This window comes from Candidatus Pantoea floridensis (assembly GCF_900215435.1).
Classification (GTDB): Bacteria; Pseudomonadota; Gammaproteobacteria; order Enterobacterales; family Enterobacteriaceae; genus Pantoea; species Pantoea floridensis.
The window spans coordinates 1370204-1392355 of the sequence record NZ_OCMY01000001.1 but is presented as its reverse complement, the minus strand read 5'-3'; the positions used below and the strand labels follow the sequence as shown (position 1 = coordinate 1392355).

Sequence of the window (22152 nt, the reverse complement as noted above, 5' to 3'; positions counted from 1 at the left end):
AAGGCGCTCAATCCTGTTCAATCAAAATATAAAGTCTAAATTACACATGTTCCGTAAAGCTATAATCAGGAAAGTTTCCCGACCGCAGCAGCGATTTCTGGCAGTGCAGCACGTGCAAACAGCTCTTCGAAATCAGGCAGATGGCCAAGAACCTCACGGTTGCAGGCATCCTGATAAATGATCCAGCCATACGTCGCCAGGCTGTCCATGGAGCGAATGTTACGTTGCGTCAATGCCGCTTTATAATCCGCCATACGTTTAGCGGCGATCAGGCTTGCCAGCTCGTCATCGCTATAGCTTTCAATCGCAGAGCGCGCATGACGTTGTAGCTTGCTTATCAGCGCGAAATCTTCGGTCATCAGCAGATTACGCACGGCTTTCTCAACGGCCGGATCTTCCACCGCCGTACCTTTTGGCAGTTTGCCCAACGCCAGCTGCTGCGCGAGGCTCAGCACGGTGTAGTTATTCAGCAGCACAAACATCTCAAGCGTATCGGTCGCGCCGTAGGCCGGTACGGCACCGTTGGCGATGGTTTTACCGTCACGCCACGCCGATTTGAATTTAGCGACCTGATGCGCAGCCAGCGACGTCGACAGCTCTTCGAGCAGATCTTTACGCGATTTTGCTTTCAGGATTTCGGTGCCATCCTGATACAGCAGCAGCGAACGTGGCATCACGTAAACAAAGTGGTGGCACTCGGTTTCCCAGTTCTCCAGCAGCCAGGCAGCGCGCGGTGACTGGGTCGCTTCCAGATGCCAGTTCAGCATGGTTAGCACCGCTTGCTTATGCACCTGCGCCATTTCATCTTCATCGGCGATGGAGCCAAACAGGACTGAATCACCGGCTGCATGTGCCGCCAGCGATCCATAAGGATCGTACTGGTAGGCGAAACCGCCGCTCATGCCGTTGCCAAAGCCTTTACCGAAGGTGCCAAGGTTAAGGATGGCGCCGTTGGTCATGTATTCACAGCAGAAGTCGCCGACGCCTTCAACCACGGCGGTGGCACCAGAGTTACGCACCGCGAAGCGGTCACCCGCCTGGCCCTGTACGAACAGACGACCACCGGTGGCACCAAACAGGGCGAAGTTACCGATCAAGACGTTGCCATCGCTATCCTGTGCGCCGCCGCCCGGTGACATCACCACCAGCTCGCCGCCACACTGACCTTTGCCCACGCCATCGTTACAGGTGCCGTAATGTTTCAGCTGCATGCCGTCGTTGCAGAATGCGCCGAACGACTGGCCGGCAGAACCACTGGTGTTAATCAGCACGGTGGCTGGCGCCAGATAGTGACGACCGCGGTCATCTTTCAGCACCGCAGGCAGCGCTGCCAGCTGCTCTTTAGTGAGCTCGTGGTTCAGCATGCGCTCGATATCAATTGCCAGCTGTCCACCCACGCTCTTGTTACGGTTGTTCAGCGTGATGCCCGCGCCCAGCGCGATTTCACGGCTTGCCTCGCCAACCAGCTGGGTTTTCAGCTCATTGACCCAGCCATCATCCAGCTCAAAATCTTTTTCCAGATAGACCGGCTTAGCAATTTTTTGCTCTGGCACCACGGTTAACATGGCGCGCAGATCCAGTTTGCCGACTTCAAGCGGGTGATCCATCAAATGCAGCAGATCAGAACGGCCACGTGCTTCGCGCAGTGAACGCAGACCGAGGCGAGCAAGGAACTCACGCACTTCCTGCGCCACGTTGATGAAGTACTGCGCCAGCTGACGCGGATCGCCATCAAAAGCTTCGGCGTTGGTGGTTAAACCGGCCGGGCATTTAACGTTACAGTTTTTCGCCATCACGCATTTCAGCATCATCAGCGCGGTGGTACCGAACTCGAAGCTGTCGCCGCCGAGCAGGGCAGATTTGATCACATCACTGCCGGTCTGCTGTGCGCCGGAGCAGCGCAGCTGCACTTTGTCGCGCAGGCCATTGGCGCACAGCGCCTGGTGTACTTCAGCGATGCCGATTTCCGCTACGCGACCGGTATATTTCAGGCTGGTGACCGATGCTGCACCGGTACCGCCGGTGTTACCCGCCACGTTAATCACGTCCGCGCCGGCTTTCGCCACGCCCACGGCGATGGTGCCGATGCCTTCGGATGACACCAGTTTCACAATGACGCGCACGCGCGCGGCTTTGCAGTCGTGGATCAGCTGAGCCAAATCCTCGATAGAGTAAGTGTCGTGGTGCGGCGGTGGTGAAACCAGCTCAACGCCTGGTGTACCACCACGGGCTGCCGCGATCTCAACGGTCACTTTTGGTGCTGGCAGCTGGCCGCCTTCACCTGGCTTCGCGCCCTGGCCGATTTTGATCTCCAGCTCTTCCAGCATTGGGTCGGCCAGATAAGCTGCCCACACGCCGAAACGTCCAGACGCCAGCTGTTTAATGCGTGAGGCGCGGATGGTGCCGTGGCGTGAATAGTGTTCGCCACCTTCGCCGCAGTTACTCATGCCGCCCACCATGTTGGTACCGTGCGCCACCGCTTCGTGCGCAGGCGCTACCAACGCACCGTGGCTCATGGCACCGGAAGCAAAGGTACGGGTAATTTCGTGTGCCGGTTGAATCTCTTCCAGCGGCAGCGAGGGCAGCGCAGTGAAGATCAGCGACAGATAATCCGCAGCTTTGCCGTAAGCGGTGATGTGCAGAACGCCATCTGCCACATTGCTGCTTTCGATATCGTCGCTGAAGCGCGTTTTCAACGCACGCGACAGTGCTTCGAGGCGCTCATTCTCTGGCTTCAGGCCAGCAATCGCATCGATCAGGCGCAGCTCGAACTGATTCAGGCTGCCATTTACCGCTTCACACTTCAGGCCGCGCGTCGCGAAGCCGTTGTTAACCAGCGAGTAGCGGCCCAGCTTACGGCCGAATTCCGCTTCGCTATCCACGTGCGTCAAATCGCAAGGCAGCGCGAGGATGTCCCGCAGCGCCGCAGGACGACGTTTACGCTCGGCATGCATCAGGCTGGAGAACTGACGGTAATCGGGCGTGATGGCAAAGTTATCGATAACATCATTCGGGATGCGCTCGAAGCTGCTGTCTTTAAAGGCTTCCGCTTTGATATTGAAAGCGTTATCCAGTTTAGCCAGCGTCATCAGGCGAATAAAGTTGTCCTCTTCGCGCTCTTTGTTAGCAAAGCGAATCGGCTGCTCCGTCATATCAATGAAGGTGCGTACCGCAATGGTGCCGTAAGAATGGCCAGCACCTTCAGCACGCTCTTTGAACAGGCCGAGCAAGGGGACTTCCGCTTCGCCCTGAATTTTCAGCGCACTTTGATGCCAGTCGACCGCCATTTGGGCGATAGCCGGGAAGCCGGCGCCGCCAACGGGGGTTTTGATATTCGGGAAATACTTTTTCAATACCGGATCGTCGGTATTCAGGAAGTTAGGCTCGAAGAACTCGCCGCAGCTGTAGCTCTCAACGGTACACAGGCCCACTTTGCCCATGGTTTTCATTAGCGCTTTTTCTGCTGCTTTGGCATAGCGTTTAAAGGCTTTGTTACCTTCTTCGCCTTCACCGAATTTCTCTTCCGCACGCATCTGCACGCCGAGTGGGTAAACGGCAGAAGCGCCGAAGCCCAGCGTTGCCGCGATATGGTGCGAAGAGATGCTCTGGCCGCTTTCTACTACCAGCGATACATCCAGACGCAGACCTTCCTGCACCAAACGCTGGTTAATCGCCGATACCATCAGCAGCATCGGGATCGCCGCGTGGGTTGAGGAGATGTGGCGGTCGGTAATTACCGCGATACCACCTTGCTGGCGTGCGAAATCAACAACCTGCTGCGCTAAGTCATCAATGGCTTTTTCCAGCGCGTTGGCATTAGCTGCGCGGCTGACGATATCTTTGCCGACGACTGGCTCGTACAGCATCTCGAAGCGCGCATAAGGCGCGACGGTTTGTTCGCGCAGGCGCAGCATGTCGAGGTGCGTCAAAATTGGTGTTGGTACGATGATTTGCTGGCCCTTGCTGCGACCCAGGTGCGGTTTCGCACCCAGGGCAACGCGCAGCGTCATGCCGTCCGCTTCACGGATGGAGTCAAGCGGCGGGTTAGTGACCTGGGCAAAGCGTTGCGAGAAGTAGTGCGCCATGCCGCCTTCGTGGTCGGACAGGCCGTTGATGGCGTTGCCGTAACCCATCGCTGAGATCTTCTCAGCGCCGGTTTGCAGCATCGGGTCCATCATGAATTTGAAGCTTTCCTGGTTGTAGTAGTAGGCCACAAAACGCTGATAGGTTTGCAGGTCACCACGATAACGCAGCGGAGAGCCGAGCTGCTCAGCCTGAATTTCTGGCAGATCGGCGAGGTCGACACGCGCTTTACTCAGCAGCGACAGGTAATCCTTCTCCGCCGCCAGTTTTTCCAGCGCTTCCACGGTGGTGTAAGAGCGTTTCTCTTTGTGATCGTAATAGAGCATACCGCCCGCTTCGATACGGCCGCGACGCAGCACGCTTTCCGGAGGGAAGGCGATCTGGCCCGCTTCCGACATGGCTCCGATATATTCCGCCGTTTCAACGGAACGCAGCGGACGTAGACCGAGACGGTCAAGACGGGCACCAATCACTTCACCATTACCAAAGATCAGCGCGGCCGGGCCATCGTTTTTCTCTTCATATAATGAGAAGTACTCAAGCATGGCGCGTACTTCATTTGAGAGCGACGTATCGTTCTCCCAGGCCGGTGGCATCATGGAAACAACGGCGTTGATCAGGTCGAGGTTATCTTCCATCAAGCGGCTGTGAATGCTCTGGTCCAGACGTGAGCTGTCGGACTGACCTTTAGGGCGCACAATTTTCTTTCCACGCGCCAGCATCAGTGCCGCTTCGGCAATACGGTTTTTGCGATCGGTATTCAGTTCGCCGTTGTGCGCCATCAAGCGGAACGGTTGCGCCATGGTGGTATGCGGATCGGTGTTGGTGGAGAAGCGGGTATGGAAGAACAACCCGCGCACCTGATGGTCGGCATCGGTTAAATCTTTGAAGTAAGGAATCACTTCGTTGGAGTTCAGGCGGGCTTTAAATACCTGGGTGCGCGAGGAGAGCGACAGCGGATAAAGGCCGCCGAATTCGCTTTCGGTAAAGGCGCGCGCTTCGATATCCAGCAGCGCGCGATAAATCTGGCGCTCGAATTCCAGTTGGTCAGTCACTTCCTGCGGCGCAGCAAAAACCCATTGTACAATCGGCAGCTGGAATTGCAGGGCAGCCGGGCGCGTCACACTGCCGTCCAGCGGCATATCGCGTTTCACTAATACCGGGAAGTTGTGTGCCGCCAGCGTTTCTTCTACCAGACGTTCAGCGTTAGCGCGCAGTTCCGCGTCTTTGGGCACAAAGAAGTTACCCACGCCAAAACGGGCAGCTTCCAGCGCCAGACCTGTGACCTTGCGGAAGAAGTTCAGGGAGAGATCGACGTTAACGCCAGCGCCATCGCCCACGCCTTCGGCGGACATGCCGCCACGGTGCGGTACCGTGCACAGCGCGCTATGGGCCATCTGCAGGATCTCATGGGTCTGCTCGCCGTCCTTACGGGTAATGAAACCTACACCACAGCTATCACTTCCGGCTGATGGATCATACAAACCATAGGGATTCGGTTTTTGCGTGGACATTGAGAGTCTCCTTAAACTTCTTTTGACATTACCTGCATTTTTTCGCGTACCGCAGCGTGACTGAAGCTGCAAAGGCTGCGGTATCAATTCTTGTGCCGCTCCGTAAAGAGCGGGCGTCGCAACACCGAGCAAAGGCTCTTAAGACACTGTTGTCACGTCCTTAATGAGCTGCTCTTTAATCCGGTCTCTTTCGGGAGATAGCTTGCATCTAGAGGGAGTCTTCTTGCTGCATAGATATGCCGAGACACAGCCCCACCAGGAAAGCTCCCAGTGGAATTCCAACTTATCGGGAAAGCGAACTCAGGTCAAATAGCCAGCTTTGTTGAGGGTAATCTGCTTTTTTAACGATTAACGTGATGATTTATAAGTTTTTTACTCGTAAATTTATGTCAATCTTCCCCTTCCCATTCCCCCAGTAACTGTGAGCCGTCTCACTGTGACCTGTGCCTCTAATATCTAAACAATGCTGGCATCGATGCTTATGGCAGCATTAAATTCTGTTGGGTGCGGCTGATGCACAGCATGTATCTGTTTTTCTTATGGCGTCATATTTGAATCAAAATCACGCTGGCATTAGTAAAATTAATCACGCTACACGTGATTAAAAAATCGTTTAAGTTGAATGGGTATGCAATAAAGGCATGCAGCCATGAGACGACATGACTGCCAGGGTGCTGATTAGCACAGGATGTAGAGAAAAGCGCGACAAAAGTGCGGCCTTTCAGATTATTCAGTTGGCAGAATTAGTCAAGCGCTTTACGCATATAGACGGGAACGTCGGCGAAATCCTGCGGTGGTGCACCATTACAGAGCAAAACTCCTGCGGTGAAGCGGCGCGGCGTAGCGATATTTACGCTATCATGGGCCAGATTTCGTTCAGGGAGCTTGTAATGAAACAGATTCGCCTTTTAGCGCAGTACTACGTTGATTTGATGGTCAAACTGGGGCTGGTTCGCTTTTCACTGCTATTAGCGTCGGCGCTGGTGGTGCTGGCGATGGTGGTGCAGATGGCGGTCACTATGGTGCTGCGCGGCCACGTTGAGAGCATTGACGTAGTGCGATCGATATTCTTCGGCCTGTTAATTACGCCCTGGGCGGTTTATTTCCTCTCGGTGGTGGTCGATCAACTGGAAGAGTCGCGCCAGCGCCTGACGAAACTGGTGGATAAGCTGGAAGAGATGCGCACACGCGACCTTGAGCTTAACCAGCAGATGAAAGAAACCATCACGCAGCTGAATCAGGAAATTAACGACCGCATCAAAGCCGAACAGGCGCGTGAGCAGGTGATGGACAAGCTGCGCGAAGAGATGGCGCGGCGCGAGCAGGCGCAAATTGAGCTGGAACAGCAATCCTCCTTCCTGCGCTCTTTCCTTGATGCGTCGCCCGATCTGGTGTTCTACCGCAACATTGATAAGCAGTTCTCCGGCTGCAATCGCGCCATGGAACTGTTGACCGGCATGAGCGAAAAACAGCTGATTGGTATGACGCCGCGCGATATTTATGATGAAGAGGCGGCGACTAAAGTGCTGGAAACCGATGAGAAGGTGTTCCGTCATAATGTATCGCTGACTTACGAGCAGTGGCTGCAATATCCCGATGGCCGCAAAGCCTGCTTTGAGATCCGCAAAGTGCCCTATTACGACCGCGTGGGGAAACGCAGTGGTTTGATGGGCTTTGGCCGCGATATTACCGAACGTAAGCGCTACCAAGACGCGCTGGAGAACGCCAGCCGTGAGAAGACGACCTTTATCTCAACTATCAGCCACGAGCTGCGTACGCCGCTTAACGGCATCGTCGGGCTGAGTCGCATTCTGCTCGATACCGATCTGAATCAGGAACAGCTGAAGTACCTTAAAACTATCCACGTTTCTGCCATCACGCTCGGCAACATCTTTAACGATGTTATTGAAGTGGACAAAATCGAACGCCGAAAAGTACAGCTGGATAATCAGCCGCTGGATTTCACCGGCTTCCTCGCCGATCTGGAAAACCTCTCTGGACTGTTGGCGCAGCCGAAAGGGCTGAAGTTTGTTATGGCGCCAGAGCTGCCGCTGCCGCATAAAATCTCAGCAGATGGTACACGTCTACGTCAGATTCTGTGGAACCTGATTGGTAACGCGGTGAAATTTACTCAGCAGGGCGAAATCGTGGTGCGCGTTGCCTATCTTCAGGATGAAACACTGCGCTTTGAAGTGCAGGATTCAGGTATGGGCATTCCTCAGGAGGAGCAGGACAAGATTTTCGCTATGTATTATCAGGTGAAAGATCAGCACGGCGGAAAGCCAGCAACGGGCACTGGTATTGGCCTGGCAGTATCACGGCGTCTAGCACAAGCGATGGGTGGCGATATCCGCGTCAGCAGCGTCGCGGGGCAGGGTTCTTGCTTTACCGTTGAGATCAACGCGCCACGTGTTGCTGAAGAGGTTGAGGACGACAATCTGGATGACAGCATGCCGTTACCGGCGCTGCACGTCCTGCTGGTGGAAGATATCGAGCTAAACGTGATTGTCGCGCGTTCAGTGTTGGAGAAATTGGGCTGCAGCGTGGAAGTTGCCATGACTGGCACGGACGCGCTGGCGATGTTTGATCCACAGGAGTTCGATCTGGTATTGCTCGATATTCAACTGCCCGATATGACGGGCCTTGATGTATCGCGCGCCATCCATCAGCGCCATGCTGGCACAACGTTGCCGCCGCTGGTGGCCCTGACAGCAAACGTGTTGAAGGACAAAAAAGAGTATCTCGATGCGGGCATGGATGATGTGCTGAGCAAACCGCTGGCCGTACCGGCGCTGACCGCCATGATCAAAAAGTTTTGGGATTACCAGCCGGAGCAGGAAGAGATCGTCAGCGAGTCGTCGGCCGAGCAATCACGCATGTTGTTGGATGTCCCAATGCTGGAACAATACATTGAATTGGTGGGGCCAGGATTGATTACGCAGAGCTTAACGATGTTTGAGCAGATGATGCCCGGATACCTTGATGTGCTGGATTCGAACATGATGGCGCGCGATCAGAAGGGCATTGCCGAAGAAGGCCACAAGATTAAAGGCGCGGCGGGTTCGGTTGGTTTACTGCACTTGCAACAGCTGGCGAAGCAGATTCAGTCGCCGGAATTGCCAGCGTGGTGGGACAATGTCCAGGAGTGGATCGACGAATTAAAACAGGAATGGTTGCAGGACGTGAACGTGTTACGTGAATGGGTTGCTGAGCGAGAGAAATTACAGGACGTCAGAAAAAAATGACCCCAGTCGAAACTGGGGTGCGCGAATACTGCGCCAACACCAGGGAAATGGGTACTGCTGCTATTATGAGAGATCGAATAAAAAAGCAACAGTGTGGTATTGGTTAACGCTTCCAAATCACCTTAACAAATTCGCTAACGCTTGCGATAAGATTCATTAAATTGTGTGATGTTGAGCAGCGATTAAATACAGAAAACATTAATTTGCTGACACAGTCAAGCAAGGAATTAATTTCTTTGCCAAATTGCACTCTTTTTGACCAATTGTTCTGCTTTTTGCCTGGTTTTGCTTCAGCGTTTCGTTAGAAAGCCCTGTAAGGAGCATGGAAAAACTCAAACTGACGATAAATTGCAGTTGAGTAAGGTTAACGCTCTGAAAATTATCAAAAAAAGCTTTTTTTCGGTCAGGTTATCCAAAACGTTTTGGAAACCCTCTGTTGAAAGTTCCAGTTTAAGGTTTAGCGTGCAATGTAAACCATTTGTGCGGTAAATCGCTTTACCTCTTCCACGTGCTAATCGATGGATGACAGGGCGAATTCCGCCATGATTTTAAGAATGGTCTTGCATATCAATGAGCATCTTCGAAGACTACTAAAAGTTATAGTTAAGCATTACGAAAGGTTTTGCGTGATCGACATCACATTCAGTTAAGTATCCAGTGAGACTGCATTGGATCGATTTCTGTTTATGGAACCGATTCCTTTTTTACTGGAAGTGCTTGATGTATTTGGCTCTAATACAGAAGCATTGTGCATGCTGAACGTTAATTAACCTCGTTACTCAACGGGTATAGGGTTAAAATTTAGCGTTGAGACATTGCTGTTTGATATCGTGACTTGAGTGATTAATTAATACAGGGAACAGGTAAGAGAAAATTGCATGAGCAAGAGTAAAGGGAAGCTGGGAAAACGTATTAAGGTACTGATTGCTAAAGTTCTGCTGGCCTGGTTGGGTATGTGGTTAGCGGGCATTCTGCTGTTTGCGTTCTTACCTGTGCCGTTTTCTGCAGTGATGGTAGAGCGACAAATCGGCGCCTGGTTTACCGGGCATTTTGATTATGTGGCGCACTCAGACTGGGTCAGCATGGACGAGATTTCTCCCTGGATGGCCCTGGCGGTGATCGCATCAGAAGATCAAAAATTTCCTGAGCATTGGGGTTTTGATGTTGATGCCATTCAATCAGTACTGGATAACGAGGGTAATGAGCGCATGCGCGGTGCCTCAACCTTATCCCAGCAAACGGCAAAAAATCTCTTCTTGTGGGATGGGCGGAGTTGGATGCGCAAAGGGCTGGAAGCGGGATTGACGGTGGGAATTGAAACCGTGTGGACGAAGCGCCGCATCCTGACGGTATATCTGAATATTGCAGAATTTGGTAACGGGGTATTCGGGGTGGAGGAAGCGTCGCAGCGCTACTTTAATAAGCCCGCTAGTCGCCTCACAATGTCAGAGGCGGCGCTGCTGGCGGCAGTGCTACCTAATCCGATTCGCTTCCGTGCCGATGCGCCTTCTGGCTACACGCGTCAGCGTCAGCAGTGGATTATGCGCCAGATGCGGCAGCTGGGCGGCGAGGGTTTTCTCAATCGCTACAAACTGCACTAAAAGCTTAGTCTTCGTCAAAGCCCGCTTCAAACAGTTCGATAACCGCCGCCAGCGCCTGTTCTTCCTGCGGGCCGCTGGCTTCAATTTCGATATGACCGCCTTTCGCCGAGTCGAGCATGAGCAGCGCAATGACGCTGCTAGCTTCGGCTTCGGTACCTGATTCATTGCGCAACAGCACTTCAGCATCAAAGCTTTGTACCAGCTCAAACAGCTTCATCGCTGGACGCGCATGCATGCCCAGCTTATTTCGAATCTCAACGGTTTGTTTCACGGTCATGATTTGCGTTTTTCCAAAGTGCGATGGCGAGACTGCACATTTTTACCGCGCGATCGGAAATAATCCGCCAGTTGTTCAGCAATATACACTGAACGGTGCTTGCCGCCGGTGCAGCCGATGGCAACAGTAAGATAGCTGCGGTTATTGGTTTCCAGCATCGGCAGCCACAATTCCAGATAGCTACGCGTTTGATAGATAAAGTTATGCACTTCAGTATGACGATCGAGGAATGCCGCTACTGGCCGATCAAGGCCCGTCATCGGACGCAACTTAGGATCCCAATGCGGGTTCGGCAGAAAACGCACATCGAACACATAATCTGCATCGATCGGAATACCGTGTTTGAAGCCAAATGACTCAAACACCATGGTTAATTCACGCTCGCGTTTACCCAGCAGACGGGTACGCAGCATCTCCGCCAGCTCATGAACCGACATCTCAGACGTATCGATAATCAGATCGGCGCGTGAACGCAAGGGTTCCAGCAGATCGTTCTCTTCATCGATGGCGCTCTCCAGCGACAAATTTTTGCTGGAAAGCGGATGCAGGCGACGCGTATCGCTATAACGACGGATCAATGTGTTGCGATCGGCATCGAGAAACAGCAACTGCGGCGAGAAAGAGTCGGGCAGATTGTTGAGCGCGGCTTCAAACACTTCCGGCGATTCAGGCATATTACGCACGTCAATGCTGACCGCAGCAGAGATGTTGCGTTCGGTTAAGGTATTCGCCAGCTCCGGCAATAGCACAACCGGAAGGTTATCGACACAGTAAAAGCCCATGTCTTCAAGAGCACGGAGCGCAACCGATTTTCCTGAGCCTGACCGACCGCTAACGATCATCAGCACCATCACATTTCTCCCGTTTTAAACCGGCGAACTGGCCGGTAAAAGTGTTTTACGCTTAAGAGTGTGCTTCCTGAGCTTCTGTGATAATGGCGTAGAGCTCTTCATCGCTCTGTGCTGCACGTAAACGGCGGCAGACCGTTTTGTCCGCCAGGCGTTTAGCAACAAGCGAAAGCGTGTGCAAGTGGGTTTTACACTGGTCCGCGGGTACCAGAAGGGCAAACAGCAGGTCAACCGGCTGGTTATCAACCGCATCGAAAGCGATGGGCTGATCAAGGCTGATAAACACCCCTACGGCGCGCAATGTATCTTCTTCCAACTTGCCGTGTGGGATAGCAATGCCGTTGCCAATGCCGGTGCTGCCCATGCGTTCGCGGGTCAGGATTGCTTCGAAAAGCGTCTGGTGCGGCAGATTGAGCTGCTTCGCTGCTAGCTCGCTGATAATTTCCAGCGCGCGTTTTTTACTCTGGCAGTGTACGCCGCTACGGGTACAGTCCAGTGAAAGGACCGAGCTCAATTCCAGTGTCAGATCGTTGTTCATCATCGTTTCACTTGCGAGTTCACATAGCCGCGGGGATCAGGCAATTAACTGCATTGCGGTTCGCCCGTTGGCGCTTGCGCAGATGACAAAACGGGACGGTTAAACCCGCCCCATTTTGCTCTAAGTGCCGAATCAGTCAGCACTCTGCAAGCGTGAAGGTTAGTGTTTTTTCAGTTTGTCTTTATGTTTGGTCAACTGACGGGAAAGCTTATCGATTAACCCGTCGATGGCCGCGTACATGTCTTCCGCTTCCGATGTGGCGTGCAGCTCTCCGCCGTTGACGTGCAGTGTTGCGTCCGCAACCTGCGTCACCTTCTCTACTTTTAGAACAATATAAACCTGATTGATATGATCAAAATAGTGTTCCAGTTTGGCAAATTTGGTATTTACAAATTCACGCAGAGGTTCGGTAATCTCAACGTTAAGTCCGGTCAGGTTTAGCTGCATAGGTCTTCCTTCTTCGTTCGGTCAAACCAATTGTTTGCGCTGGTTTGATGGCGGTATAGATAAAGACTCGCGATATTTAGCAACCGTACGTCGCGCTACCATGATGCCCTGTTCAGATAACATGGAGGTCAGTTTGCTGTCGCTCAAGGGTTTTGCGGGATTTTCCGCGGAGATCAATTTTTTCACCAGTGCGCGAATCGCCGTGGAGGAGGCTTCGCCGCCGCCCTCGGTGTTGACGTGGCTGGAGAAAAAATATTTCAACTCAAAGATGCCGCGCGGACTGTGCAAGTATTTCTGCGTGGTCACGCGTGAAATGGTGGACTCGTGCATATCAACGGCCTGGGCGATATCTGCCAGCACCATCGGGCGCATATACTCCTCGCCCTGCTCAAAAAATGCCTGCTGTTGCTCAACGATACAGCGTGTCACTTTGAGCAGCGTATCGTTACGGCTCTCGAGGCTCTTAATCAGCCATTTGGCTTCCTGCAAATTACTGCGGATAAACTGATTATCGCTTTCGTTACGTCCGGCACCGCCCATCGCAGCATACTGCTGGTTGATTTTCAGGCGCGGCATGCTGTCTGAGTTGAGTTCAACTGTCCAGCGCTTGCTGATTTTGCGCACCAGAACATCAGGAATAACATATTCTGGTTCGCTGGTGTTGATCGATTGACCCGGACGCGGATCGAGCGACTGAATCAGCAGCATCGCGTCTTTCAGTATCTCTTCTTTGAGACGCGTCACGCGCATCAGACTGCGGAAATCATGGTTAGCCAACAGATCGAGATGCTCGCTGACAATCAAACGGGCTTCCGCCAGCATAGGTGTTTCGGACGAATATTGAGAGAGCTGTACTAACAGACAATCACGTAAGTCGCGCGCACCTACGCCAACGGGATCGAAACGTTGCACGCGCTTAAGCACGGCTTCGACTTCTTCCAGTGTCAACTCTTCATCACCAATACTGTCATAAATGTCTTGTATAGTGACGGTGAGATAACCGGTATCGTCAATGGCATCGACAATCGAGGTGGCAATCGCGCGGTCCGTATCGCTAAAAGGCGTTAACTCAACCTGCCACATCAGATAATCCTGCAGCGATTGGGTGGTTTCGCCTTGATAGATCGGCAGCTCATCGTCCTGGTAGTCGGTACCTGTGCCTGAAGGGGTTCCCGCGGTGTAGATTTCGTCCCAGGTGGCATCGAGCGGCAACTCTTCGGGCATATCTTTCTGTTCAAGTGCTTCACGCGTATCTAGTGAATCACTTTCCTGATCCTGAAATTCGCGCGCATCGACTTCTTCATGCAGATCGGTTTGTTCAAGCAGCGGATTGCTTTCCAGCGCCAGTTGGAGTTCTTGCTGGAGTTCAAGCGTAGAGAGTTGCAGCAAGCGGATAGCTTGCTGCAACTGTGGTGTCATCGCCAGCTGTTGGCTGAGCCTGAGTTGCAAACCTTGCTTCATAATTCGGTTAGAATTTCCTAAGCAAACGTAGGGTGTTACGACACCTTATCAGAGTCTGAACTCTTCGCCCAAATAAACACGCTTAACCTGCTCATCTACAAGAATTTCATCAGGTGTGCCATGGGCAATCAAATGCCCCTGGCTAACAATATAAGCGCGTTCACACACCGCGAGGGTTTCACGCACGTTGTGGTCGGTAATCAGCACGCCAAGGCCGCTGTCACGCAAATGCTCAATGATTTTCTTGATATCGATAACGGAGATGGGGTCAACGCCGGCAAAAGGCTCATCCAGCAGGATAAACTTCGGATTAGCCGCCAGCGCGCGCGCAATCTCCACACGACGGCGCTCACCGCCCGATAACGCCTGGCCCATGCTGTCACGCAGATGCGCGATGTGGAACTCTTCCATCAGTTCGTTAGCACGATCCTGGCGCTGCTCTTCGGTCAGATCATCGCGAATCTGCAGCACCGCCATCAGGTTGTCGTACACGCTCAAGCGGCGGAAAATCGAGGCTTCCTGAGGTAAATAGCCGATGCCGCGGCGTGCACGTGCATGCAGCGGCAAAATGCTGATGTCTTCATCATCAATCACGATGCGGCCGGCATCGCGCGGCACAATGCCAACCACCATGTAAAACGTGGTGGTTTTACCGGCACCATTTGGGCCCAGCAGGCCGACAATCTCGCCGGATTTTACCTGCAGACTAACATCTTCCACCACGCGGCGGCCTTTGTAGGCTTTCGCCAGGTTTTCAGCGATCAGTGTGGCCATAGCAATCAATTACTCTTTTTAGGGCTCGCGGACGAGCCGTTTTTATCCTGCAGCTGCGACGGTACCAGAACGGTGGTCACACGCTTACTTTCACCCTGGCTAAATGCCTGCATTTTCTGCTCTTTCACCAGGTAAGTGATACGATCGCCTTTAATATTGCTGTCCTGCTGCTGAATAAAGGCATTGCCCGTCAGCTCAACAAAGTCGTTCGCCAATTCGTAGTGCAGTTTACTGGCATGGCCCTGAACCGGCTTGCCGCTGTCCTGCATTTGGTAAAAGGTGGCAGGATTACCATAGGCATCAACGATGGTTTTCTTGCTGTCGCCGCCAGGACGTGTGACCACGACTTTATCGGCGGTAATCTTGATCGAACCCTGGGTAACAATCACGTTGCCGGTAAAGGTCGCGACGTTGCCTTGCAGGTCCAGCGCCTGATTAACGGAGTCAATATTAACGGGCTTGTCTGAGTCGCCGGTCAGCGCCAAGGCGGGCAAACTCGTTGCCAGCAGGGCACTCACCAGCAATAACTTAAGGCTGTTTTGGTTCATTTTGGATTTCATAGGAAGTTTTGACCTTTTCAAGCAGCTCAGCATTTTTCGTCCGTAAATTGCCGCGCATTTTCATGCCAGTGGAATTAAAACTGCGGCCAAAAAGGGTGACTTTATCGTCAGACGTCACGTCCTGGGTGACCAAATTTACCTGAGCGTTATCGGTAAGAATGCGCTCAAGCTGTGAATCCTGGGTCAACGTATTGACGACGACATTGCCGTAAAGGTAAAGCATACGATCTTTAGTCAGCTTTGCCTTGTCAGCACGCGCTGACCACGTCGGCACTTTGTTTTCGTCATAGGTGGTCATCACCGGATTATCGAACCAACTTACCTCATCGGCTGAAAAGTAGGTCACTTTATCTGACACCAGCTTATAACCCAGTGCGCCCGTGGGGTTATACACCACAGTATTGGATTTTTCGCTGGTATACGTTGGCTCTTGATTGTTCGTCGCCACCGGCGTTTTGTTGTCATCCTGGTTGGTGAGATTCCAGCCGATCAGCACCAACGCGATCAGGGCCAGAATCAGCGTCATCCAACGCCTGCTCTTACTCATATTGATTGCCCTATGGCATCCTCAAATTTGTTCTGCGCAATCAAAATCAGATCGCACAACTCACGTACTGCGCCGCGGCCACCGGCAATGCGGGTAACATAATGCGCGCGCGGCAGCAAAATCGGGTGGGCATCCGCCACGGCAACGCTCAAACCTGCCTGCGCCATTACTGGCCAGTCGATCAGATCGTCACCGATGTACGCCACCTGTTCGGCAGATAACGACAGTTTATCCAGGAGTTCACGCCAGGCCAAAAGCTTATCCGATTGTCCCTGGTAAAGATGCGTAATGCCGAGCGTTTTACAGCGATCTTCCAGCAGTTTTGCTTTGCGGCCGGTAATAATAGCCACTTCGACGCCGGAGGTCAGCAGGCAACGCACGCCATAGCCATCGCGTACGTTAAAAGCTTTTAGCTCTTCACCGCTGTTCCCCATATAAATCACGCCATCGGACATCACGCCGTCGACATCACAAATCAGCAGGCGAATCTGCGCGGCACGTGCCATCACCGCTGCGCTCACTGGACCGTAGCAAGTCTCGACCATCGCCGTTTCAGTACTCATGAGTATTTCCTGTTCAGACTACGCCAGCGCGTAGCATGTCATGCATATGTACCACACCGAGCAGGCGATCGTCATCGGCGACCAGCAGGGCGGTAATGTTTTTGTTTTGCATCAGATTAAGTGCGTCAACCGCCAGCATATTTGGACGCACGCGAATGCCGCCGCTGGTCATCACATCCTGGATGCGGGCCGTCTGGAAATTGATGCCCATATCAAACACGCGACGTAAGTCCCCATCGGTGAAGATGCCTTCAATTTTCATCAGATCATCGACGATGACCGTCAAGCCGAGATTCTTACGCGTAATTTCCAGTAATGCATCACGCATTGACGCGTCACGACTGACGTGCGGGATTTCATCGCCGCTGTGCATGATATCGCTGACGTGCAACAGCAGTTTACGCCCCAACGCGCCACCGGGATGCGACAGCGCAAAATCTTCCTGCGTAAATCCACGCGCTTCCAGCAGAGCGACGGCAAGCGCATCGCCCATGACTAAGGTGGCGGTGGTGCTGGTGGTCGGTGCCAAGCCCAGCGGACAGGCTTCCTGCGGCACGTTCACACACAGGTGCACATCAGCTGCGCGGCTCATCGCGCTTTCCGGGCGGCCCGTGATACAAATCAGCTGGACTTTTTGGCGCTTTAGCACCGGAATCAGCGCAAGGATTTCACCTGACTCGCCGCTATTGGAAATGGCGATGACCACGTCATTGGTGCTTACCATACCGAGATCGCCGTGGCTGGCTTCTCCGGGGTGCACAAAGAATGATGGCGTACCGGTACTGGCAAAGGTCGCGGCCATTTTTTTACCAATGTGTCCCGATTTGCCCATGCCCATCACGACCACTTTGCCGCGACAGGCAAATATCATTGCGCAGGCGCGACTGAAATCGTCATTGATGTATTGATCAAGCTGCTCCAGCCCTTCACGTTCGATGCGCAGCACCGCTTTACCTGCCTGCTGAAAATCGAAATCCGGTTGCTGTTGTGACATGGTCAGTCCGTCCTTAATAGCTTGTGATAACCATGGGGCTGAGCCATAGCCACAGAACCCACGCGATAAATCCACCTAATAATAGAGTGCCTGCAATACGGCCAATCCGCCGCTTACGCAGCAGACAGAGCAGGGCGAACAGCACGCTAACGGCCAGCATTACCCAATAATCACGCGCAAAGGCGTGTGTATCTATACTGCCGGGATGAATCAGTGCGGGCAGGCCGAGCACAATCGCCAGGTTAAAAATATTGGCTCCGATAAGATTACCAATGGCAATATCATCTTCACCTTTTAGTGCGCCTGCTACCACCGTTGCCAGTTCAGGCAAGCTGGTGCCGACGGCAATCAGCGTCAAACCCATCACCAGTTCGCTCACACCGAAGTAGTCGGCAAAAACCGTCGCGTTGTCGATCACCATACGCGTCGACATCGGTAAAATAATCAGCGCGACGGCCAGCCACAGAAAAGCCACGGTATTACCCGCTTCATCGCGCGGCAGCTCGGCCAGCTGTTCGCGGGTTAGGGTGTCATTATTGTCACGTTCGGCACGGCGGGCAATGCGGATCACCACCAGCAGATAACCCAGCGCGATGAGCAGCAACGCCACACCATCAAGCCTGCTCAAATAATTATCAAACAGCATGATGCCGCTGAGCAGTGAGACAAGCAGCAGTAATGGCAGTTCGCGCCGAATGAGATTGGAGTGTACTGTCAGGGGGTGGAGTAGCGCTGCGCCGCCAAGAATTAATAGAATATTCGTAATGTTAGAACCGAGAGCGGTTCCCACGGCTAAATCCATCTGTCCATGCTGTGCTGCTGAGAACGAGACAATTAATTCCGGTAAGGATGTACCAATGCTCACCACCGTCATGCCAATGATTAGCGGTGGGATGCCAAAGGATCGACACAGGATCGCGGCGCTAAACACCAGACGGTCGGCACCGTAAACCAGTAAAATCAATCCGATAAACAGCAAGGCAGAGGCTACGAACATTAAAAATCCTTGATGGATGGGGGGCCGGCAAACCTTGTCCGACAGGTAAAAGCATGCTGCACGCGTAAGCAGGCGCTGATTTTGACTGTCTGAGAGGCAAAAGTAAATTTTAAGGCCGTTTTCGCCACACCAAGTGGGTAAGTTTCTGTAAAACTATCGTGCATTAGAGGCTACCAGGCTACCATCGACAGCTTTGATAACGCCCGATCCGCATAAAGAGGTAAAGATGATCCAGCAGCAAACGAATCTGGTTGAGGTTCGTGGCGTCAGTTTCACGCGCGGAGATCGTACGATCTTCGACGATATCTCGTTAACGGTGCCCGCCGGAAAAGTTACCGCAATCATGGGGCCGTCCGGTATTGGTAAAACCACACTGTTGCGTTTGATTGGTGGGCAGTTACAGCCTGATAAAGGGGAGATTTGGTTCCGCGATCAGAACATCCCGACGCTCTCGCGCACGAAATTATACGAAGCGCGTAAAAAAATGAGCATGCTGTTTCAATCGGGGGCGCTTTTTACCGATCTTAACGTTTATGAAAACGTCGCATGGCCCCTGCGTGAACATACGCGATTACCTCCTGAATTACTGCACAGTACGGTTTTAATGAAGCTGGAAGCCGTTGGCTTACGTGGGGCAGCTAAACTGATGCCAGCCGAGTTGTCTGGTGGTATGGCGCGCCGCGCCGCCCTGGCTCGCGCCATCGCGCTGGAGCCGGAGCTAATCATGTTTGATGAGCCCTTCGTCGGGCAGGACCCCATTACCATGGGTGTGTTAGTGAAATTGATTGATGAGCTTAATCATGCGTTGGGTCTAACCTGCATTGTGGTTTCACACGACGTGCCAGAGGTCTTGAGCATTGCCGATCATGCCTATATTGTTGCCGGACAAAAAATTATTGCTCAGGGTAGTGCGCCGGAGCTGCGGGAAAATCCCGATCCGCGTGTGCGCCAGTTTATTGAGGGTCATGCGGATGGCCCAGTGCCTTTCCGCTTTGCCGCTGGAGATTACCTCAGCGACTTGACTCGCTCAGGGAGAACATAAACTGATGTTGTTACAGGCGCTGGCGTCATTTGGACGTCAGGGAATTAATACCTGTGCCGCTTTTGGCCGTGCAGGCTTAATGTTATTTCATGCGCTGGTGGGTAAACCCGCGTTTCGTCGACACGCGCCGCTGCTGGTTAAGCAGCTGTACAGCGTGGGCGTGTTATCTTTGCTGATCATCGTCGTATCAGGCCTGTTTATTGGCATGGTGTTGGGCCTGCAGGGTTATCTGGTGCTCACCACGTACAATGCAGAAACCAGCCTCGGTATGCTGGTGGCGCTTTCGCTACTGCGCGAGCTGGGGCCGGTGGTGACGGCGTTGCTGTTTGCCGGACGTGCAGGCTCGGCATTGACAGCAGAAATCGGATTGATGAAAGCGACGGAACAGCTCTCCAGTATGGAGATGATGGCCGTCGATCCGCTGCGTCGCGTGGTTTCCCCCCGTTTCTGGGCCGGTTTTATCAGTATGCCGCTGCTGGCGCTGATCTTCACTGCGGTGGGGATTGCTGGTGGTGCGTTGGTTGGCGTGAGCTGGAAAGGTATCGACCCTGGTTTCTTCTGGTCAGCGATGCAGAATGCGGTTGATTTTCGTACGGATGTCGTCAACTGCATGATTAAAAGCGCGGTCTTTGCCGTTACGGTAACCTGGATTGCGTTATTTAATGGCTATGATGCCATTCCGACTTCGGAAGGGATTAGTCGGGCGACGACGCGTACCGTGGTGCATGCTTCACTGGCGGTACTCGGTTTGGATTTTGTGCTGACAGCACTGATGTTTGGGAATTGATGCAATGCAAAGCAAGAAAAACGAAATCTGGGTAGGCGTCTTCATGCTGGCTGCGCTGCTAGCGCTATTATTTCTTGGCCTGCGCGTTGCCGATCTCAAAACAATCGGCTCGGAGCCCACGTGGAAGATGTACGCCACCTTCGATAATATCGGCGGACTAAAAGTCAGTTCACCGGTGAAAATTGGCGGCGTGCTAATAGGCCGTGTCGCCGACATCTCGCTGGATGAGAAAACGCTTTCGCCGCGCATCACCATGGATATCAGCGACAAATATGCGAATAAAATTCCGGATACCAGCTCATTAGCGATTCGCACCCAAGGCCTGCTCGGCGAGCAGTTCCTGGCACTCAATTTAGGCTTTGACGATCCTGAACTGGGCTCGTCAATGCTGAAAGATGGCGGCACCATCCGCGATACCAAGTCGGCACTGGTACTGGAAGATCTTATCGGGCAATTCCTCTATAAGAGTGGCGATAACAAACCTGACGATAAATCCCAGGGTGCCGAGAGCGCACCGGCAGCGCCGGCAACAACGGAATAACCAAGAGGTAAAACATGATGTTTAAACGTTTACTGATGATTGCCATGTTGGCAATCGTACCGCTGGCTGCTACTGCAGCGGACCAAAGCAATCCCTATAAGTTGATGAACGAAGCGGCAGCTAAGACCTTTACGCGCCTGAAGAACGAACAGCCAAAGATTAAGCAAGATCCGAATTATCTGCGTGAAGTGGTTCGCCAGGAACTGATGCCATACGTTCAGGTGAAATATGCCGGTGCGTTAGTACTGGGACGCTACTACCGTGACGCGACACCTGCACAGCGCGAAGCTTACTTCGCTGCTTTTGGTGATTATCTGGCGCAGGCTTATGGTCAGGCGCTGGCGCTGTATAACGGTCAAACTTACCAAATCCAACCAGAGCAGCCGATTGGCGATGCGAATATCGTCGCGATACGCGTCACGATTATCGATCCGAACGGCCGTCCGCCGGTGCGCCTTGATTTCCAATGGCGCAAGAATAGCCAAACCGGTAACTGGCAGGCATATGACATGATCGCTGAAGGTATCAGCATGATTACCACTAAACAGAATGAGTGGGGCGATCTGCTGCGTACCAAAGGCATTGATGGCCTGACTGCTCAGCTGAAAACCTATGCAGCACAGCCTATCACCCTGGATAAAAAGCAATAATGAGTGAACCGTTACGCTGGCAGCGCACTGCCAGCACCTTGGCCTTAAGCGGCAAATTAGATCGTGATACGTTGCTGACGTTGTGGCAGGAGCGTGACACTGCGGTCGCGGATATCACCACCATTGATGTTGCTGGGCTGGAAAGGGTTGACTCAGCTGGCTTGGCGCTGCTGGTGCATCTGCGTGAAATTGTGCGGGCACAGGGCAACGTACCGCTTTTTACCGGGATCTCCGATAAACTCCATTCATTAATTACGCTGTATAACCTGCAGCAGATTATTGTTTCTGCGGAAAAAATCGCCTGATTGCCGGATGTCGATGCTAAGCCCCTGATTTTTTCAGGGGCTTTTGCGTATTTAAGAGTCAGGCGCTTTCCTCTAAGATGTCTGCCTTATTATTATTAAGTGAAGTAACGAGCGATGGAAAATAGTGAAGTTCAGGCCGTGCTGATGCAGGCGCTGGCATTAGAAGAAGTACACGTACTTAGCAACGATGGCAGTCACTTTCAGGTCATCGCGGTGGGCGAAATGTTCGGCGAACTGAGTCGCGTGAAGAAGCAGCAGGCTGTGTACGCGCCGCTGATGGAATATATTGCGGATAACCGCATTCATGCGGTTTCCATCAAAACTTATACCCCCGCCGAGTGGGCGCGCGACCGTAAACTCAACGGTTTTTAAGCATCC

Annotated in this window: 20 protein-coding genes; 8 read left to right on the top strand and 12 right to left on the bottom strand. The window is 52.9% G+C overall.

Annotation, left to right across the window (positions count from 1 at the left end):
* Positions 1-65: 65 nt before the first annotated feature.
* Positions 66-5597 (bottom strand): glutamate synthase-related protein, encoded by a 5532-nt coding sequence (locus tag CRO19_RS06550; protein WP_097095120.1) that lies wholly within the window; start codon positions 5595-5597, stop codon positions 66-68.
* Positions 5598-6487: 890 nt separating this feature from the next.
* On the opposite strand from CRO19_RS06550, the gene arcB reads away from it, so the two are divergent.
* Positions 6488-8842 (top strand): aerobic respiration two-component sensor histidine kinase ArcB, encoded by a 2355-nt coding sequence (arcB, locus tag CRO19_RS06545; protein WP_097097603.1) that lies wholly within the window; start codon positions 6488-6490, stop codon positions 8840-8842.
* 878 nt (positions 8843-9720) lie between these two features.
* Complete coding sequence (mtgA, locus tag CRO19_RS06540; protein WP_097095119.1) at positions 9721-10443, top strand: monofunctional biosynthetic peptidoglycan transglycosylase; 723 nt, start codon at positions 9721-9723, stop codon at positions 10441-10443.
* Positions 10444-10447: 4 nt separating this feature from the next.
* Here the strand turns inward: mtgA and npr are convergent, their stop codons facing one another.
* The 11 genes from npr to CRO19_RS06485 form a co-directional block, all read right to left on the bottom strand.
* Positions 10448-10720, bottom strand: coding sequence for a PTS phosphocarrier protein NPr (npr, locus tag CRO19_RS06535; protein ID WP_008104379.1), 273 nt, complete (start codon positions 10718-10720; stop codon positions 10448-10450).
* A complete protein-coding gene (gene rapZ / locus CRO19_RS06530) occupies positions 10717-11571 on the bottom strand; it encodes an RNase adapter RapZ (RefSeq protein ID WP_097095118.1) in 855 nt (284 codons plus the stop codon). Before rapZ ends, npr begins: the two co-directional genes overlap by 4 nt.
* Before the next feature lie 52 nt (positions 11572-11623).
* Entirely contained in the window at positions 11624-12106 is a 483-nt protein-coding gene (gene ptsN / locus CRO19_RS06525; RefSeq protein ID WP_175501705.1) for a PTS IIA-like nitrogen regulatory protein PtsN, read from the bottom strand.
* Between the two features lie 159 nt (positions 12107-12265).
* A complete protein-coding gene (gene hpf, locus CRO19_RS06520; RefSeq protein ID WP_097095117.1) occupies positions 12266-12553 on the bottom strand; it encodes a ribosome hibernation promoting factor in 288 nt (95 codons plus the stop codon).
* A 21-nt stretch (positions 12554-12574) separates the two neighbouring features.
* Positions 12575-14014, bottom strand: coding sequence for an RNA polymerase factor sigma-54 (rpoN, locus tag CRO19_RS06515; RefSeq protein ID WP_097095116.1), 1440 nt, complete (start codon positions 14012-14014; stop codon positions 12575-12577).
* A 48-nt stretch (positions 14015-14062) separates the two neighbouring features.
* Entirely contained in the window at positions 14063-14788 is a 726-nt protein-coding gene (gene lptB / locus CRO19_RS06510; protein ID WP_007886624.1) for an LPS export ABC transporter ATP-binding protein, read from the bottom strand.
* Positions 14789-14793: 5 nt separating this feature from the next.
* Positions 14794-15348, bottom strand: coding sequence for a lipopolysaccharide ABC transporter substrate-binding protein LptA (gene lptA / locus CRO19_RS06505; protein ID WP_097095115.1), 555 nt, complete (start codon positions 15346-15348; stop codon positions 14794-14796).
* Positions 15317-15895 (bottom strand): LPS export ABC transporter periplasmic protein LptC, encoded by a 579-nt coding sequence (gene lptC / locus CRO19_RS06500; RefSeq protein WP_097095114.1) that lies wholly within the window; start codon positions 15893-15895, stop codon positions 15317-15319. Before lptC ends, lptA begins: the two co-directional genes overlap by 32 nt.
* Entirely contained in the window at positions 15892-16458 is a 567-nt protein-coding gene (gene kdsC, locus CRO19_RS06495) for a 3-deoxy-manno-octulosonate-8-phosphatase KdsC (protein ID WP_097095113.1), read from the bottom strand. Before kdsC ends, lptC begins: the two co-directional genes overlap by 4 nt.
* 13 nt (positions 16459-16471) lie before the next feature.
* On the bottom strand, positions 16472-17452 hold the full coding sequence (kdsD, locus tag CRO19_RS06490) for an arabinose-5-phosphate isomerase KdsD (protein WP_097095112.1): 981 nt from the start codon (positions 17450-17452) through the stop codon (positions 16472-16474).
* A 13-nt stretch (positions 17453-17465) separates the two neighbouring features.
* Positions 17466-18449: a calcium/sodium antiporter gene (locus CRO19_RS06485; protein ID WP_097095111.1), complete on the bottom strand. Its 984-nt coding sequence runs from the start codon at positions 18447-18449 to the stop codon at positions 17466-17468.
* A gap of 226 nt (positions 18450-18675) precedes the next feature.
* Here CRO19_RS06485 and mlaF point away from each other — a divergent pair, with 226 nt between their 5' ends.
* From mlaF to ibaG, 6 genes are all read left to right on the top strand, one after another.
* Positions 18676-19491: a phospholipid ABC transporter ATP-binding protein MlaF gene (gene mlaF, locus CRO19_RS06480; protein WP_007886632.1), complete on the top strand. Its 816-nt coding sequence runs from the start codon at positions 18676-18678 to the stop codon at positions 19489-19491.
* A 4-nt stretch (positions 19492-19495) separates the two neighbouring features.
* On the top strand, positions 19496-20278 hold the full coding sequence (gene mlaE, locus CRO19_RS06475; protein ID WP_007886633.1) for a lipid asymmetry maintenance ABC transporter permease subunit MlaE: 783 nt from the start codon (positions 19496-19498) through the stop codon (positions 20276-20278).
* A 4-nt stretch (positions 20279-20282) separates the two neighbouring features.
* Positions 20283-20819, top strand: a complete 537-nt coding sequence (mlaD, locus tag CRO19_RS06470) for an outer membrane lipid asymmetry maintenance protein MlaD (protein WP_097095110.1) — start codon at positions 20283-20285, stop codon at positions 20817-20819.
* Between the two features lie 17 nt (positions 20820-20836).
* Positions 20837-21469: a phospholipid-binding protein MlaC gene (mlaC, locus tag CRO19_RS06465; protein ID WP_097095109.1), complete on the top strand. Its 633-nt coding sequence runs from the start codon at positions 20837-20839 to the stop codon at positions 21467-21469.
* On the top strand, positions 21469-21774 hold the full coding sequence (gene mlaB, locus CRO19_RS06460; RefSeq protein ID WP_097095108.1) for a lipid asymmetry maintenance protein MlaB: 306 nt from the start codon (positions 21469-21471) through the stop codon (positions 21772-21774). The genes mlaC and mlaB overlap by 1 nt, the downstream gene beginning before the upstream one ends.
* A 114-nt stretch (positions 21775-21888) precedes the next feature.
* Complete coding sequence (gene ibaG, locus CRO19_RS06455; RefSeq protein WP_008104351.1) at positions 21889-22146, top strand: BolA family iron metabolism protein IbaG; 258 nt, start codon at positions 21889-21891, stop codon at positions 22144-22146.
* The last annotated feature ends 6 nt before the right edge of the window (positions 22147-22152 follow it).